The 16,257-nt window shown below is 57.4% G+C and carries 17 protein-coding genes and 1 tRNA gene; 7 read left to right on the top strand and 11 right to left on the bottom strand.

Annotated features, from left to right (window positions below; translation table 11 throughout):
• Window positions 1-14: 14 nt before the first annotated feature.
• Window positions 15-90 (bottom strand) — tRNA-Phe (locus ACA373_RS13625).
• Window positions 91-880: 790 nt separating this feature from the next.
• On the opposite strand from ACA373_RS13625, the gene ACA373_RS13630 reads away from it, so the two are divergent.
• Window positions 881-3,025, top strand: a complete 2,145-nt coding sequence (locus ACA373_RS13630) for an ornithine decarboxylase (RefSeq protein ID WP_370734666.1) — start codon at window positions 881-883, stop codon at window positions 3,023-3,025.
• Window positions 3,026-3,087: 62 nt separating this feature from the next.
• On the opposite strand, the gene ACA373_RS13635 is transcribed toward ACA373_RS13630, so the two are convergent.
• Window positions 3,088-3,723 carry a TetR/AcrR family transcriptional regulator gene (locus ACA373_RS13635; RefSeq protein WP_253458572.1) on the bottom strand — a complete coding sequence of 212 codons (636 nt, stop codon included), beginning with the start codon at window positions 3,721-3,723 and terminating at the stop codon, window positions 3,088-3,090.
• A 280-nt stretch (window positions 3,724-4,003) separates the two neighbouring features.
• Here ACA373_RS13635 and ACA373_RS13640 point away from each other — a divergent pair, with 280 nt between their 5' ends.
• Window positions 4,004-5,224: a Tm-1-like ATP-binding domain-containing protein gene (locus ACA373_RS13640; RefSeq protein WP_253458575.1), complete on the top strand. Its 1,221-nt coding sequence runs from the start codon at window positions 4,004-4,006 to the stop codon at window positions 5,222-5,224.
• A gap of 2 nt (window positions 5,225-5,226) precedes the next feature.
• Entirely contained in the window at window positions 5,227-6,054 is an 828-nt protein-coding gene (locus ACA373_RS13645) for a phosphoenolpyruvate hydrolase family protein (protein WP_253458578.1), read from the top strand.
• A gap of 111 nt (window positions 6,055-6,165) precedes the next feature.
• Here the strand turns inward: ACA373_RS13645 and mltC are convergent, their stop codons facing one another.
• The 3 genes from mltC to mutY are packed head-to-tail and all read right to left on the bottom strand — an operon-like array spanning window position 6,166 to window position 8,642.
• A complete protein-coding gene (gene mltC, locus ACA373_RS13650; RefSeq protein ID WP_199746323.1) occupies window positions 6,166-7,242 on the bottom strand; it encodes a membrane-bound lytic murein transglycosylase MltC in 1,077 nt (358 codons plus the stop codon).
• Between the two features lie 51 nt (window positions 7,243-7,293).
• Complete coding sequence (locus ACA373_RS13655) at window positions 7,294-7,566, bottom strand: oxidative damage protection protein (RefSeq protein WP_125287307.1); 273 nt, start codon at window positions 7,564-7,566, stop codon at window positions 7,294-7,296.
• Entirely contained in the window at window positions 7,566-8,642 is a 1,077-nt protein-coding gene (gene mutY, locus ACA373_RS13660) for an A/G-specific adenine glycosylase (protein ID WP_369895995.1), read from the bottom strand. The genes ACA373_RS13655 and mutY overlap by 1 nt, the downstream gene beginning before the upstream one ends.
• 155 nt (window positions 8,643-8,797) lie before the next feature.
• On the opposite strand from mutY, the gene trmB reads away from it, so the two are divergent.
• The 3 genes from trmB to ACA373_RS13675 all read left to right on the top strand — a co-directional run bounded on the left by trmB (window position 8,798) and on the right by ACA373_RS13675 (window position 10,635).
• Complete coding sequence (gene trmB / locus ACA373_RS13665; RefSeq protein WP_253458581.1) at window positions 8,798-9,517, top strand: tRNA (guanosine(46)-N7)-methyltransferase TrmB; 720 nt, start codon at window positions 8,798-8,800, stop codon at window positions 9,515-9,517.
• A complete protein-coding gene (locus ACA373_RS13670) occupies window positions 9,517-9,843 on the top strand; it encodes a YggL family protein (RefSeq protein ID WP_253458583.1) in 327 nt (108 codons plus the stop codon). Before trmB ends, ACA373_RS13670 begins: the two co-directional genes overlap by 1 nt.
• Before the next feature lie 84 nt (window positions 9,844-9,927).
• A complete protein-coding gene (locus ACA373_RS13675) occupies window positions 9,928-10,635 on the top strand; it encodes a DUF2884 domain-containing protein (protein ID WP_253458585.1) in 708 nt (235 codons plus the stop codon).
• Between the two features lie 255 nt (window positions 10,636-10,890).
• Here the strand turns inward: ACA373_RS13675 and hemW are convergent, their stop codons facing one another.
• From hemW to ACA373_RS13695, 4 genes are read right to left on the bottom strand one after another with little or no spacing between them, the layout of a single operon-like run.
• Window positions 10,891-12,027, bottom strand: a complete 1,137-nt coding sequence (hemW, locus tag ACA373_RS13680) for a radical SAM family heme chaperone HemW (protein WP_370734667.1) — start codon at window positions 12,025-12,027, stop codon at window positions 10,891-10,893.
• A complete protein-coding gene (rdgB, locus tag ACA373_RS13685) occupies window positions 12,020-12,613 on the bottom strand; it encodes an RdgB/HAM1 family non-canonical purine NTP pyrophosphatase (protein ID WP_253458589.1) in 594 nt (197 codons plus the stop codon). The genes hemW and rdgB overlap by 8 nt, the downstream gene beginning before the upstream one ends.
• 30 nt (window positions 12,614-12,643) lie before the next feature.
• Window positions 12,644-13,195: a YggT family protein gene (locus ACA373_RS13690; RefSeq protein ID WP_253458591.1), complete on the bottom strand. Its 552-nt coding sequence runs from the start codon at window positions 13,193-13,195 to the stop codon at window positions 12,644-12,646.
• 15 nt (window positions 13,196-13,210) lie between these two features.
• Window positions 13,211-13,909 carry a YggS family pyridoxal phosphate-dependent enzyme gene (locus ACA373_RS13695; protein ID WP_253458593.1) on the bottom strand — a complete coding sequence of 233 codons (699 nt, stop codon included), beginning with the start codon at window positions 13,907-13,909 and terminating at the stop codon, window positions 13,211-13,213.
• Between the two features lie 15 nt (window positions 13,910-13,924).
• Between ACA373_RS13695 and ACA373_RS13700 the strand changes: the two genes are divergently transcribed.
• Window positions 13,925-14,920, top strand: a complete 996-nt coding sequence (locus tag ACA373_RS13700; RefSeq protein ID WP_370734669.1) for a type IV pilus twitching motility protein PilT — start codon at window positions 13,925-13,927, stop codon at window positions 14,918-14,920.
• Window positions 14,921-15,184: 264 nt separating this feature from the next.
• On the opposite strand, the gene ruvX is transcribed toward ACA373_RS13700, so the two are convergent.
• Both ruvX and ACA373_RS13710 read right to left on the bottom strand, forming a co-directional pair.
• A complete protein-coding gene (gene ruvX / locus ACA373_RS13705) occupies window positions 15,185-15,607 on the bottom strand; it encodes a Holliday junction resolvase RuvX (protein ID WP_125287317.1) in 423 nt (140 codons plus the stop codon).
• On the bottom strand, window positions 15,607-16,170 hold the full coding sequence (locus tag ACA373_RS13710; protein WP_125287318.1) for a YqgE/AlgH family protein: 564 nt from the start codon (window positions 16,168-16,170) through the stop codon (window positions 15,607-15,609). Before ACA373_RS13710 ends, ruvX begins: the two co-directional genes overlap by 1 nt.
• Window positions 16,171-16,257: the final 87 nt, after the last annotated feature.

The raw sequence follows: 16,257 nt of genomic DNA on the forward strand, positions 1-16,257 counted from the left end.
TAAAACTAAATTAGTGGTGCCCGGACTCGGAATCGAACCAAGGACACGGGGATTTTCAATCCCCTGCTCTACCGACTGAGCTATCCGGGCAACGAGGCGCATTAAACAGGAGTCGCGGAAAACCGTCAACGGCTTTATGCACAAAAGCGAACTGTTTGCACTCTTTTTCATCAATCCGGCTGGATTTGCGCCGCTTTGGCACTATTGCCCGCATTTGTCTGCTGCAAACCGTCGCGCTCGCGGGCTACCTTTTCTGGTTAGTTACATCATACTAAAGACTGATTTGCTCGCCGTGCTGCACAGCTTTGCAAGCCAGGCATTCCTGATGAGGCTTTGTCGCTAAGGAAGATGGCTAATAAACGGGGCAGGGCAGCGAAAGCACACGTCGGGCAAATGCCGTCAGTTCGTAAAACCAAAACCACCGAAAACTGCTGAATATGTTTGCATTTTCAGTGCATAACCACCAAAAAAATCAGCGTAAAAGAGGTGTGGTAAAAAATAACTATATGAAATGTATATATTTATTTAAAAATGGCTATATAGGGATAATGCTTTTTGCGTCTTGAACATCAAAATAAAAGATGCGATTATTGCCCCGGTTTTCATCCTGCGAGGCCGTCATCATGCAAGCTCTGCTGCACTGTCGCTATCATCCGATGTCGCGCCGCCGATCCCATTTTCTTCTGTTATCCACGCCGCTCGCCATGCGGTGAGGCTCTGCCTGCTTCACGGTTAGCCATGAGTAAAACCCGCCGCGCGCGGAGTTTACTGATGTCTGTCGGTCGAAGCTGACCCTACTGACGCTTTCGTGGGGTAAAGGCCGCGCCTTTCCCCGTTGCTGTGCCTCCGGCACCCTTATCCTTGCCCAGGGATTTGCGTAATGACACCACTTAAAATTGCAGCCAGCACCACCGTGGCGATCCACCTTCAGACCGGTCGCGAAGTCGTGACGCTGGAAAAAACCGACTTCACGGACGTGGCGGCAATCGTGCTCTCCGTGGCCGACTCGCGCAGCGGGATGCTGGCGCTGCTGCGCCATACCGGTTTTAACCTGCCCGTATTTATCTCGCTTGACGATCTGGCCCAGGCGGAAGATCTGCCGGAAGTGACGGGCGTGCTGACGGGCGAAGAAGACGATGCCGCCAGGCTGGAGGCCGCCGCCGCCGACTATCAGGCAAAGCTGCTGCCGCCGTTTTTCAATACGCTGACCAAATACGTGGCAATGGATAACAGCACCTTTGCCTGTCCGGGCCACCAGGGCGGCGCGTTTTTTAAAAAGCATCCGGCCGGACGTCAGTTTTATGATTTCTTTGGCGAGAACATTTTTCGCGCCGATATGTGCAATGCCGATGTGAAACTGGGCGATCTGCTTATTCACGAGGGATCGGCCAAGCACGCCCAGAAATTCGCAGCAAAAGTTTTTAACGCGGATAAGACCTACTTTGTGCTGAACGGCACCTCCAGCGCCAATAAGGTCGTAACCAACGCGCTGCTGACCAGAGGCGATCTGGTACTGTTCGATCGCAACAACCACAAATCCAACCATCATGGCGCGCTGATCCAGGCGGGCGCGACGCCGGTTTATCTGGAAACGGCGCGTAACCCGTTTGGTTTTATCGGCGGTATCGATGCGCACTGTTTTGAAGAGAAGTGGCTGCGGGAGCAAATTGCCGCCGTCGCGCCGGATCGCGCCAACCAGCCGCGTCCTTTCCGGCTGGCGATTATCCAGCTTGGCACCTATGACGGCACGGTTTATAACGCGCGTAAGGTTATCGACAGCATCGGCCACCTTTGCGACTACATCCTGTTTGATTCCGCCTGGGTAGGCTACGAGCAGTTTATTCCGGTGATGGAAGCCTGCTCGCCGCTGCTGCTGGAACTTAATGAGCGTGATCCGGGCATTTTCGTCACCCAGTCGGTACACAAACAGCAGGCTGGCTTTTCGCAAACCTCCCAGATCCATAAAAAGGATAACCACCTTCGCGGCCAGCGGCGTTTTTGCAGCCATAAGCGGCTTAATAATGCTTTTATGCTGCACGCCTCAACCAGTCCTTTTTATCCGCTGTTCGCCGCGCTCGACGTTAATGCCAAAATGCACCAGGGCGAAGCCGGACGACGTTTGTGGCACGAGTGCGTCATGCTGGGGATTGAAGCGCGCAAGGCTATCCTGGCGAAGTGCGAGATGATCCGGCCTTTTATCCCTGACGAAGTGGACGGCGAGCGCTGGCAGGATGCGTCGACGGCCGCTATTGCCGCCGACAGCCGCTACTTCAGCTTTGCGCCGCGCGCCGCCTGGCATGGCTTTGCCGGCTACGCAAAAGATCAGTATCTGATCGATCCCTGCAAGCTGCTGCTGACCACGCCGGGCATTGATGCCGCCAGCGGTGAATATGCTGATTTCGGCATTCCGGCGACGATCCTGGCCAACTACCTGCGTGAAAACGGCGTGGTGCCGGAAAAATGCGATCTGAACTCCATTCTTTTCCTGCTGACGCCCGCCGAAAGCATGGAGAAAATGGCGCATCTGGTGGCGAAGCTGGCGCAGTTTGAGCAGCATATCCGCGAGGACGCGCTGCTGCGCGACGTGCTGCCGACTATTTACCGCAAAAACGCCGCGCGCTACGAAGGCTATACGCTGCGCCGCCTCTGTCTGGAGATGCACCAGCTGTATGTCGGTAACGAGGTAAAAGATCTTCAGAAGGCGATGTTCCGCCAGCAGAGCCTGCCGAAGGTGGCGATGAACCCTCAGGACGCTAACATTGAATTTATACGCGGCAACGTCGAGCTGGTGCCCATTGCAGAGGCGGAAGGGCGTATCGCTGCGGAAGGCGCGCTGCCTTATCCGCCGGGCGTGCTCTGCGTGGTGCCGGGCGAGGTTTGGGGCGGGGCGGCGCAGCGTTATTTCCTTGCGCTGGAGAAAGGGCTAAACGGCTTGCCGGGTTTTTCACCGGAGCTACAGGGCGTGTATGTGGAAACGGACGAAAACGGCGTGAAGCGCCTGATGGGCTATATGCTTAGCCGCTAAGCCAGCGATCCCGCGCCGCTAAGGTCGCGGGATAAGCCCCTTTTGTCGCACGGTAGCGCCGCTCAGTTAGCCTGTAGCGCGGCGTCTTCCCGCGCCTGACGCATAATAGCCCTGGCGATCCACTTGCCGATATCCTGAAGCTGGTCGTTATCGCAGCCCCAGATATCCTTCATCACCAGAAAAATCTCCGAGCCGTAGACCAGCGACAGGGACTTAATCACCCGATCGACAATCTCCGGCGGCAGCTCGTCGTTCAGCGGCTCCAGCACGTGCTGCAACAGCGCCTTGCGGTTTCCCCTTACCAGCTTTTCTCTGTCCGGCTTGTCGCTGGACTGCGACTGTGCCCACTGGGTCAGAGAAAGGTGCAGCGCCGCGCGCAGCGTGCCTTCATGCTCCAACATGCGCGGAAAAGCGAACGTCAGCAGCTCGTCAATACGGTCGCTGGCTTCTTCACGAGTCGGGCGCCAGCTTTTTATCGGGCTGAGCGTCTCCGTAACGATGGCGGAAACCAGCGCGCTCTGCGTTGGAAAATAGCGATAGGCCGTTGCGCGAGAAAGCTGAGCTTCCTGCGCGACTTCGGTAATGGACGGGAACGCGCCGCTGTCAAAAAGCCGCATAGCGGTCTCGATCAGTAAACGACGTGTTCTTGCGCGTGTGGCGGTCAGCTTTACAACCCCAGCGGAATCCCTTTGCTCCACATTAACCTCATTTTGTTAAATCTGCCTGATATTCAAGCGATTGAAGACGGCAGCGCGTAAAGGGCATTCCCATTCGCTGGCGTCTGCAGGACAGGTTTTGTTATTAAGCATAGCCAACATCCTTGTGAGACACTTATTCCATTCAATTGATTTATCATTGACGATAGTGATACTGTTATCTCAACAAATTGAAAGTAAAAAACTCTCAATCTCTATTTACTGTTTTATTGCTTCTTTATCAAGTCTTTATTCTGTCTGATAACAGGGTGTTGTTACGACTATGACTATTAATCGTGGTTTTGTTTACGCCGTCGCAACGGCTGATACTAAAGGAAGGGAACTGTTTTATGTCAGCGACTGCCTGCGCAAGGCGGGCGTTGACGTCGTCACAGTTGACCTGTCAACTCAACCAGTTAGTACGCCTTCCACCGCTGATTTTCCGCCGGAGCTGGTCGCCGATTTTCATCCGGACGGGCGTGAAGCCGTGTTCTGCGGCGACCGCGGCAGGGCCATTAACGCGATGGCGCAGGCGTTTAAAATTTTCCTTAGCCAACGTCAGGATCTGCTTGGGGTTATCGGCCTCGGCGGCTCGGGCGGCACCGCGCTGATTACGCCAGCGATGCAGGCCTTACCGATCGGCGTGCCGAAGGTAATGGTTTCGACGATGGCTTCCGGCGACGTTTCCGGCTACGTCGGCGCCAGCGATATCAGCATGGTCTATTCGGTCACCGATGTCTCCGGCCTTAACCGTATCTCGCGTCGCGTGCTGGGCAATGCGGCCCATCAAATCGCCGGTGCGGTGCTTTTTCCCATAGAGAAAGACAGTAACGACAAGCCCGCGCTGGGCCTGACCATGTTCGGCGTCACCACGCCCTGTATTCAGACGGTCAGCGCCATGCTGGAAGAGCATTACGACTGCCTGGTGTTTCATGCCACCGGCAGCGGCGGCAAGGCGATGGAAAAGCTGACCGACAGCGGGATGCTGAGCGGCCTGCTGGATTTAACCACCACCGAAGTCTGCGACTACCTGTTTGGCGGCGTGCTGGCCTGCGATGAAACGCGTTTTGACGCCGTAGCCAACAGCCGCGTTCCCTGCGTAATTTCCTGCGGCGCGCTGGATATGGTCAACTTTGGTCATCCTTCCGGCGTGCCGGAGAAATATGCCGACCGGCTTTTCTATCACCATAACGCGCAGGTTACGCTGATGCGCACCACGCCGGAAGAGAACGCGACGATGGCGAAATGGATAGCGGATAAGCTTAATCGTTGCGAAGGCGACATCGTGTTTTTGATCCCGGAAGGCGGGTTCTCCGCGCTGGACGCGCCGGGCCAGGCTTTCTGGTCGCCGGAAGCGCGCGCCGCCTTTATCAGCACGCTGGAGGCGAACGTCAAACAGACCAGCCGCCGCGTTATTCGTCGCCTGCCGTTTAATATCAACGATCCGCAATTTGCGCTGGCGGCGGTCAGAGAGTTTCGCCAGCTGATCGAAAAGGAGTGCTGAACATGGCTTTTACCCGTCAGGAGATACTGACAAAATTTAACGCGATGATTGCGCGCGGCGAACCGATTATCGGCGGCGGAGCCGGTACCGGGCTTTCCGCGAAATGCGAAGAGGCGGGCGGCATAGACCTGATCGTTATCTATAATTCAGGGCGCTACCGTATGGCCGGGCGTGGTTCGCTGGCCGGCCTGCTGGCCTACGGCAACGCCAACGAAATCGTAGTGGATATGGCAAAAGAAGTGCTGCCGGTGGTGAAGAACACGCCGGTGCTGGCGGGCGTCAACGGCACCGATCCCTTCTGCCATTTTGATAAGTTTCTGGACGATCTCAAGGCGATGGGATTCGCCGGCGTGCAAAATTTTCCCACGGTAGGGCTGATTGATGGCAACTTCCGCGCCAACCTGGAAGAAACCGGCATGGGCTACGGGCTGGAAGTTGATATGATCCGGCTGGCGGCACAAAAAGAGATGCTGACCACGCCTTATGTTTTCAGCACGGAAAATGCTGTAGCGATGACGGAAGCGGGCGCGGATATTATCGTGGCGCATATGGGACTGACCACCGGCGGCAACATCGGCGCGGAAACCGCACTGAAGCTGGCCGACTGCGTGCCGTTAATCAACGAATGGGCGGCAGCCGCGAAGAAAGTGCGTAAAGAGGTCATTGTACTTTGTCACGGCGGGCCGATTTCCACGCCGGAAGACGCGAAGTATATCCTCAGCCAGTGCCCACAGTGCGACGGTTTTTACGGCGCCAGCTCCATGGAGCGGTTGCCGACCGAAGTTGCGCTGACGGAAACCACAAAGCAGTTTAAAAACATCAGCCGCTAAGACTGGAAGCGGGCGGATCCTCGGATCCGTCCGCTTTGCTCTTTTGCAGAAGTCAGCCTGCGCGCTATTCGCTTTACCCCACCCGAAACGTCCGCGCTACCCGCAGCAATACTAATAGCGATGGTAGCTCTTCTGCGCGTTGTTCACTTTATAAAGATAGCGACGCGACTCGGCAGAAGGGTGGTTGGTGGTCAGCGTTTGATACACCTCCGCAGGCGACAGATCGTTAATCGCGCTGAAGGCCCGATTCTTATCGCTGGAGAAGACTCTCAGTACGCTGCCCGCGCCGCCGTTATAGGCTGTGATCACCGCATAGCGCCGTGACAGCGGATTCGCGATGCCGGAAAGGTAGCTGTCCTGCAGCAGCGAAAGATAGGCCGTCCCCGCATCGATATTGTTTTCCGGATCGAGCAGGTAGCTGCGGCTCGGCTTGCCCCATTTCCCTTTCATGCGGAACACGTCCGCGCCGGCGGTATGCTGCACCACCTGCATCAGGCCCAGCGCGTCAGAATGGCTGACCGCATAGGGGTTGAAGCTCGATTCAATCTGCATGATCGCCAGGATCAGCGCCTGATCCACGCCGTATTTCTCCGCCGCCTTGCGCACCATCGGCAGATATTTATGCGCACGCTTGTCCAGATGGTTGGGCACCATCGGGATAGTAACCGACCAGATGATATGCAGACCGGCGTTGCGGCGCTGCAATTTATTCTGGATCAGGTAGTCGGCGAAGCTGGCCGCGCGACCCTGCCAGCGGATCGCCTGGCCGGTATTATCCAGCACCTGACCATAGAGCAGCGGCTCCTGACCCAGCTGAATATCGTTGGCGTCGGAGTAGAGATCGACATTGCCCGGATCTTCGCCAATCAGCAGCGTGGTAATGATCGCCTGACGCAGGCTTGCCATCGGATCCGTACCGGCGATGGTCTCGATAGTGATCTTACCGGCGTCAAAGTTAATATGGCTGCGCGTATAATACTGATCGCTATATTTAACGTAGTCTTTTGGACCGGCGATCAGGACTTCATTAATACCCCAAATATTTTCGATGTTATGGGCAAACTGCCCCATCAGAATGTCGAATCCGTTGGTGTCCTTGACCCACTCTTCGTGGAAAACCGGCTTTTTATTGCTGGAGCAGGAAATCAGCAGCGGCGCGATAACCAGCAAGCCTATCAGTTTCTTCATTATGTCGTGCTACGCCCAAATTGAGGGGGCCTCTATGGCGAGGCCCAACGTTTATTCTGCTGGCGGGGTATAACCTTCGATATGGACATCGTGTCCTTCGAACAGAAATTTCACCATTTCCTGCTCAAGCTGTTTGCGATCTTCCGGGTTCATCATGCTCAGCTTTTTCTCGTTGATCAGCATGGTTTGCTTGCTCATCCACTGCGACCAGGCTTCTTTGGAAATTTCGTTATAGATACGCTTGCCCAGTTCACCCGGATAGAGCTGAAAATCCTGTCCTTCAGCATCGCGCTGCAGGAACGTACAAAAAATGGTTCTGCTCATCACTCTTCCTCTTCTGTTGGAATGCCCATCGGTTGCGGCTGACGCAGCTGCGCCAGCAAGCGCTCCACCGGGGCAGCCAGTCCCACGGACGGCGGCTGCGCTAAGTTATACCAGAGACCCGCGGCTTCATCCATGACCGCGCCTGCGGCAGGCAGTTTCAGCCACATTGGCACAATATCCAGGTGGAAATGGCTGAATGTGTGGCGAAAAGCGATAGTCTGGGTCAGCGCCGCATGATCGATACGGCGGCTGTGCAGCCACTGCCGCAGCTCGTCTTCGCTGGCGAACTGCGGAAAGCAGAACAGCCCGCCCCACAGGCCAACCGGCGGCCGCTGTTCCAGCCACACTTTGTCGTCCCGCTGCATCATCAGCAGATAGCCGGTGCGCTCCGGCAAAATCTGTTTTGGCTTCTTGCCGGGATAAGCGGTCTGGTTGCCCTGCGCACAGGCGATACAGCCCAGCTTCAGCGGACAAATTTCACATTTGGGTTTTGAGCGGGTGCAGACCATCGCGCCCAAATCCATCATCGCCTGGTTAAACTGGCTGACGCCTTCGGCAGGCGTGACCTCTTCGCTAATCTGCCAAAGACGCTTTTCCACCTCTTTTCTGCCCGGCCAGCCCTGAACGGCATAGCAGCGTGCCAGCACTCGCTTGACGTTGCCGTCCAGGATCGGGAAATGCTGACCCAGCGATAAAGAAAGGATCGCACCCGCTGTCGAGCGGCCGACGCCGGGCAGATCGGCAACCTCTGCGAAGGTCTCCGGGAATTTCCCGCCGTGTTTTTCCACTACCTGTACCGCCGCCTTATGCAGATTGCGCGCGCGGGCATAGTAGCCAAGTCCGGTCCATAAATGCAGCACCTCATCCAGCTTTGCGGCAGCCAGATCGGTCACGGTGGGAAAGCGTGCCATAAAGCGTTCAAAGTAAGGGATAACGGTCGCGACCTGCGTTTGTTGCAGCATCACTTCGGAGAGCCAAACTTTATAAGGGGTTTTTGCCAGCTGCCAGGGCAGGGTTTTGCGGCCAAAGCGCTGATACCAGTCCAGTACCTGCTGTGAGAACTGCGGCGCTTGCATCATCTTTGCGAGGTTTCCCCAGTAAATTAAAAATCAGGCTGGGATTCCAGCACAGACCCGTTATGCTGTAAACCGGAAGTTTCCAGGGCTTGCTTAACCGCTGTAACTTTGCATAATGCCCGTTTTTCAGATATTGCAGACCAGCAGGCAGAAACATGAAGAATGATGTGATTACACCGGAGTTTGACGAAAACGGCCGCCCGATGCGCCGTATTCGCAGCTTCGTTCGCCGTCAGGGCCGCCTGACCAAAGGCCAGCAGCACGCGCTGGACCATTTCTGGCCTGTTAAAGGTGTGGAGTATCAGCCGGAACCCGTTGATCTGGCATCCCTTTTTGGCCGCGAGGCGCCGGTGGTGCTGGAGATTGGCTTTGGCATGGGCGCATCGCTGGTGGCGATGGCCGCCGCGAACCCGCAGCAAAACTTTCTGGGTATTGAAGTCCATTCGCCGGGCGTCGGCGCCTGCCTGAGCGCAGCCGACGAGGCGGGCGTGGAGAATCTGCGCGTGATGTGTCACGATGCAGTCGACGTGCTGGAGAAAATGATCCCGGATAATTCGCTGCGTATGGTGCAGCTCTTTTTCCCGGATCCCTGGCATAAAGCGCGCCATAACAAGCGCCGCATCGTTCAGGTGCCTTTTGCCGAGCTGGTGATGCGCAAGCTGAAGCTGGGCGGCGTGTTTCATATGGCGACCGACTGGGAAGCCTATGCGGAACATATGCTGGAAGTAATGAGCAGCATTGCTGGCTACAAAAACCAGTCGGCAACCAACGATTATGTGCCGCGTCCCGATTCGCGGCCGTTAACAAAATTCGAACAGCGCGGCCAGCGTCTTGGCCACGGTGTATGGGATTTGATGTTTGAGAGGATTAAATAATGGCAGCTCAACGCAGTCGTCGCTTGCGTAAAAAAATGCATATCGATGAGTTTCAGGAATTAGGCTTTTCCGTCGCTTTCTCCTTCCCGGAAGATACCAGCGGCGACACCATCGACACCACCCTGGACGCCTTCATTAATGAAGTTATCGATCCCAACGGCCTGGCGTTTGACGGCAGCGGCTTCCTGCAGTGGGAAGGGCTGGTCTGCCTGCAGCAAACCGGCAAGTGCACCGATGAGCACCGCGAGCTGGTGCGTAAATGGCTGGAAGATCGCCAGCTGAATAATATCCAGGTAACCGAACTTTTCGACGTCTGGTGGGACTAATTATCTGCCTGCCGTAGCATAAGCAGGCAAACCGTCCGTTGAGGCCACGCATGCGTGGCCTTTTGTTTCTCAGGAGAAGAGTCAATGCGTAAAGCGATCGTAGCGGCCGCGCTGTTGCTGGCGGCAGGCCAGGCACAGGCCGACTATCAATGTAGCGTCAATCCTCAGGACGATATCGTTATCTCTCCGCAGAACGTCAAGGTAGTGGGCGCCAGCGGCAATCTGATCATCACGCCGACCGGCGAGGTACAGCGCAACGGGCAGTCCGCTTCGGTCGATAACGCCACGCGCCAGACCGCCATCGACTATCAGGCCGCGCTGCGCCGCGATTTGCCCTGGATCGATCAGGGAGCGCGTCAGCGTCTGGAAAAAAGCCGCGTGGCGCTGGATAACGTGATCGTCAACAAACTGGGCACGGACAGCAGAGTCCGTAGCCGCCTGACAAAGTTGGACGAGCAGCTGAAGCAGCAGATGAACCGCATTATTGAGCATCGCAACGACGGGCTGACGTTCCATCATCAGGCTATCGAGCAGGTGCGGCAGGACGGCGAAAAGCTGGTGCAGAGCGCGATGGGCGGCGTGATCCAGGACAGCCTTAACGAAATGGGCAGCAAGGTAAACGGCGATAATCCGCTTCAGGCAGTGATGGGTAACCTGGGCGGATTGCAGCAGGCCGTGCAGGCGGAATGGAGCAATCAGGAGGCGGACTTCCAGAACTTCGGACACGAAGTCTGCAACCGCGTGACCGCGCTGGAAGCGCAGCGTAAGACGCTGATTGGCGGATTGAAATAATCCGGCCAGAGCTGCTCTTCTGGTGTCTGTACGGGCTGGCTGTAAGCGGCAAAGACTACCGGCACCAGGACGTTATCGCCTTTCTCTTTGTCTAAAGACGTCCATGGGATTTATAGCTGGCAGCGTTGCCATAACGGCAGACTGTATTAACGGCTTGCGATTAGGCTGGTATTCCGCGCGCCGCGCGTAAAGAGGGGATAGCCGTTTGAAAACACGCCCCGCTTTTTCCGGCGGGGAGTGGGTAAAGCGGGGCGGCTATTCAGCCAGGAACAGCTCCAGCAGCGAGTTCAGGAACAGCTTGCCTTTCTCCGTCACCTGCCAGCTTTGCGCCGTTTCCGTCAGGTAACCTTTCGCCAGCGCCTCATCAAGCTGAGGACGGATAGCTTCCTCACTAAGGCCGGTAAAGCGCGCAAACTCTTCGCGCGGCGCCGCTTCCAGCAGCCGGAAACGGTTCATAAAGAACTCAAACGGCTTTTCTGTTTCCGCGACCTCGTGCTGACGATCCAGGTAATTGCCGTTCATAAAGCCGCGTGGGTGGCGGATTTTGGCGGTGCGGATAATTCGCCCGTCTGCCTGCGTCAGCTTGCCGTGCGCGCCGCAGCCGATCCCCAGATAGTCGCCGAAGCGCCAGTAGTTGAGGTTATGCTCGCAGCGGTAGCCCGGTTTGGCATAGGCGGAAGTCTCGTACTGCTCGTAACCCGCCGCCGTTAACAGCTGGTGGCCCTGCTCAAAGATATCCCATAACGCGTCATCGTCCGGCAGCACGGGCGGCCTGGAGGCAAACAGCGTGTTGGGTTCGATGGTCAGCTGATACCAGGAAAGATGCGGCGGATCCAGCTCGATAGCCTGGCGCAGGTCGTCCAGCGCCTCCGCCAGCGACTGATCGGGCAGGCCATGCATCAAATCAAGGTTAAAGCTGCGCAGGCCCAGCCCCTGAGCCAGCTTCGCCGCGCGCTTCGCTTCTTCCGGGCCGTGAATGCGGCCAAGACGCGTCAGCTTCTGCTGGCTGAAGCTTTGCACGCCAATCGAGATGCGGTTGATACCGGCGCGCTGATAGCCGCTGAAGCGATCGGCCTCGACGGTGCCCGGGTTCGCCTCCATGGTGATTTCCGCCGTTGGCGAGAGCGGCAGCCTTGCCCGCACGCCGTCCATCAGCATCTGCATCGCCTCGCTGCTCAGCAGGCTGGGCGTGCCGCCGCCGATAAAGATTGTGCCAACCTCGCGGCCAGCCGCCAGCGGCAGATCGGCATCCAGGTCGGCCAGTAAATGCCGGACATACTCCTCGTGCGGCACTTCGCCCTTCAGCGCATGCGAGTTGAAATCGCAGTAGGGACATTTCTGTACGCACCACGGAATATGAATATAGAGGCTGAGCGGCGGCAGATTATGCATTGCGCATCGCTTCCAGCAGCAGGGCCAGCGCTTTGCCACGATGGGAAACCGCGCGTTTCTCTTCTTTGCTCAGCTCTGCGGCGGTTTTGCCCAGCGCCGGTACAAAGAACACGGGATCGTAGCCGAAGCCGCCTTCGCCGCTGACGGCACGGGCGATTTCTCCCTGCCAGCAGCCGTGAAACACCAGCGGCGTGGGGTCTTCAGCATGGCGCAGATAAACCAGCACGCAGTGGAACTGCGCCTGGCGCTGGCCGTCCGCCACGTTTTCCATCGCTTCCAGCAGCTTGTCGATATTCTGCCGATCGCTGGCCTCCGCGCCGGCGTAGCGCGCGGAATAGATGCCAGGCGCGCCGCCCAGCGCGTCCACCGCCAGCCCGGAGTCGTCGGCAATCGCCGGCAAACCGGTGATAGCCGCAGCGTGACGCGCTTTCAGCAGGGCATTCTCGATAAAGGTCAGGCCGGTCTCTTCGGCCGACTCCACGCCACACTCGGTCTGCGCCACGATATCCAGGCCAAAGGCGGCCAGCTTATCGGCCAGTTCACGAACTTTTCCGGCATTGCCGGTGGCGAGCACTACTTTTTGCATATCAGGTCCAGAAGTTAACTACCGTACAAATTAAAGCTGCGCCCAGCCGGGAACAAAGTCCATTCCCAGATAGTTCAGCATATAGAGGATCAGGATCACCGCCATCGCCGAGAAGTCGATGCCGCCCATCGCCGGAATAAGGCGACGCACGGGTGCCATCAGCGGCTCAGTCAGCTGGATCAGCACGTAATCCACCGGGTTGCGGCCCTGGCTTATCCAGCTCATCAGCGAGCGAATGATAATCACCCAGAATACCAGCACGCCGGCGGCTTTCACCAGCGACACCAGGCCGAAATAGAGGAAGACCGGATCGAAAATAAATACGCTGCTCTGAAGCGTGAACATCACGGTAAACAGCAGCACGCTCAGCACATAGGCCAGCAGTAAAGACGCGGTATCCAGCGGCCCGATAGAGGGAATGACCCGGCGCATCGGGCGGATCACCGGCTGGGTGATCTTAACGATAAACTGCGAGAACGGATTATAAAAATCGCATCTTGCCCACTGCATCCAGATACGCAGCAGCAGCACTTTCACGTAAAGATTGATTATCGTTGAGACCAGAAAAGTCAACGTCAGCATGGAGTCCCTCAAAAGTTAGTTAGTGGCGCCGTAATCGCGCGCGCCAAATATGGCGGTGCCAATGCGCACCATGGTCGTACCTGCCTCAATAGCCGCATCCATATCGTCGCTCATCCCCAGAGAGAGCGTGTCGACGGAGGCATAACTCTTTTTCAGTTCGCTAAAGGCTGCCGCCATCCGGCGACAAACGGCCAGCTGGTGCTGATAATCCGCCTCCGGCGCGGGGATCGCCATCAGGCCGCGCAGCGTTAAACGCGGCAGCTGAGCGATCTCGCGGGCCAGATCCGGCAGCGCAGCCAGCATGATGCCAGATTTACTCTGCTCGTCGCTGATATTTATCTGGATCAGCACATTCAACGGCGGTAAATCGGCCGGACGCTGTTCGTTCAGCCTTGCGGCGATCTTCAGCCGATCCACCGTATGGCACCAGGCAAAGTTTTCCGCTACCAGCCGACTTTTGTTGGATTGCAGCGGCCCGATAAAGTGCCACGCCAGCGCGGAATTGTTAAGCGCCTGGATTTTATCGACGCCTTCCTGCACGTAGTTTTCGCCAAAGGCAAGCTGGCCCGCCGCCGCCGCTTCTTCGACCGCGCTCGCAGGTTTTGTTTTGCTCACTGCAAGCAGCGTAATTTCTGCTGGATCGCGGCCGCATCGTGCGGCTGCCGCTGAGATCCGCTCGCGTATCTGCTGTAAGTTGTGCTGAATCGGGGTCATAGTCAGGGAGTTAATATGGATATTGAGGAATTAGTGGCGCTTAGTGTAAAGCATAACGCCGGGGATCTGCACCTCTGTAGTGGTCATTATCCGTTCTGGCGGCTGGCCGGCAGGCTGGAGGCGATACCGGGCGGTCTTCCTGCCAGCGACGAGCTGCTGCTAAAAATTAGTCAGGCGTGGCTGGATGCCGATCAGCAACGCGAATTCGCTCGCGCAGGCCAGCTGGATTTCGCGCTGACGCTGGCCGACGGCACGCGGCTGCGGGCGAATCTGTTCCGACAGCGGCGGGGTATTTCGCTGGCGCTGCGCTTTATCACCAGCCGCTGTCCCGAGCTGGCGGAGCTGGATCTACCGCCGATAGTAAAGGAGCTGCTCCGGCTGCAGGACGGGCTGGTATTGGTGACGGGCGCGACCGGCAGCGGCAAATCAACCACGCTGGCTGCGCTTATCGGCGCGATTAACCAGCAGCAGCACCGCCATATCCTGACGCTGGAAGATCCGGTGGAGTTTATTCACCGCAGCGAGCGATCGCTGATCCAGCAGCGGGAGATAGGCCGGCACTGCGTCTCTTTCAGCACCGGGCTGCGGGCGGCGCTGCGCCAGGATCCGGACGTCATCCTGCTGGGCGAGCTGCGCGATAGCGACACCATCCAGCTGGCTTTGACGGCGGCAGAAACCGGGCATCTGGTGCTGGCGACGCTGCACACGCGCGGCGCGGCGCAGGCGGTGGACAGGCTGGTGGACGTTTTTCCCGGCGCGGAGAAAAACCTGATCCGCAGCCAGCTGGCCGGCAGCCTGAAAGCGGTGATTGCGCAAAAGCTGGTGCCGGGCGTGACCAGGGGGCGGGTGGCGCTGTTTGAGGTGCTGATTAATACCCCAGCCACAAGCAGCTTGATTCGCGAGGGCAAAACGTATCAGCTGCCGGGCGTGCTGCAAACCGGCGCGCAGCTGGGTATGCAGACGTTTGAGCAAAGTTTGCAGGCGCGGCGGCAGGCCGGGCTGGTGGCGTGATTTCAGGTGAAGACGGAGGTGTAACGGAAAGCGGGGCCGATAGCGTAATGGCAGGCGTTACTGGCAAGTGAAGCTGGAGAAGTAATGGCAATCGAGACTGGCAGCCGCTGGTGCTGGGGCGTGGCGGCAATCGAAACGGGCGAGTGGCGGTGCTGGTGGCGTGATTTCAGGTGAAGACGGAGGTGTAACGGAAAGCGGGACTGGTGCACGAGCCGGGCGACGTTACGCGGCCCGGCGGTAAAAGTGAAGCGATAAACGAGCCGACTAGCTCCACGCGTTCTCAAACCAGCTTTCGAGGATGATCACGGCCGAAAGGGAATCGACGCTGCCCTTGTTCAGCGCCCGAAAGCCGCCGCGTGAAAAGAGGTCAGCCCTGGCTTCCACGGTGCTGAGGCGCTCATCGTGCAGCTCTACCTTGACGCCAAAGCGGCCGTGCAGCCGGTTGGCAAATTTGCGCGCTCTGGCGGTTAGCGGCTGTTCGGTGCCGTCCATATTTAACGGCAGACCGACCACAACATGATCCGGCTGCCACTCTTTCAGCAACGCCTCGATTTTGCTCCAGTCGGGCGTGCCATCCTGCGCTTTTAACGCGGGAAGCGGGCGGGCGGTGCCGGTAAGCTGTTGGCCTATCGCCACGCCGATGCTTTTGGTGCCGAAATCGAAGGCCAGCAGAGTAAGGTGGCTCATCAGGCGTGTCCAACATCGCTGGTGATATTGTGAATATCCACGCCGATGCTTTTCGCCGCTTCGCGCCAGCGTTCGGCCACGGGCGTTTTAAACAGAATATTGCTGTTGGCCGGAATGGTCAGCCAGGCGTTTTCCAGCAGCTCGTTTTCCAGCTGGTCTTTCTCCCAGGCGCAGTAGCCCAGCGCGACCAGTACGCTTTCCGGCTGCTCCGGCGTGCCCAGCGTTTCCAGCACGTCGCGGGAGGTGGTGATCACCGTATTATCGGAAACGCGAATGCTGGACGCGTAGGTATGCTGAGCCGAGTGCAAAATAAAACCGCGATCTTCTGCCAGCGGGCCGCCGGCAAAAACCGGCTTGTCGAGTTTGACTTCGGGTTCGCGCGGGGTTGGCATAATTTTTAACTTCTTAAGAATGCCGTCGACGGTAAGATTTTCCATCGGTTTATTAACGATAATACCCATGGCGCCTTCGTCATTGTGTTCGCAGATATAAACAACCGAACGTTTGAACAAAGGATCCAGCAGCGTGGGCATGGCAATCAAAAAATGATGCTGTAAATTCATATCAGGATTCTGTAGTCGGGTTGCCCGCCTGTGGTAAAGGCCGCAGGCGAACAACAGGGTTAGCACGAAGGCCCGTCAATCCTTTTC

Source organism: Erwinia sp. STN24 (assembly GCF_041320675.1).
Classification (GTDB): domain Bacteria; phylum Pseudomonadota; class Gammaproteobacteria; order Enterobacterales; family Enterobacteriaceae; genus Erwinia; species Erwinia aeris.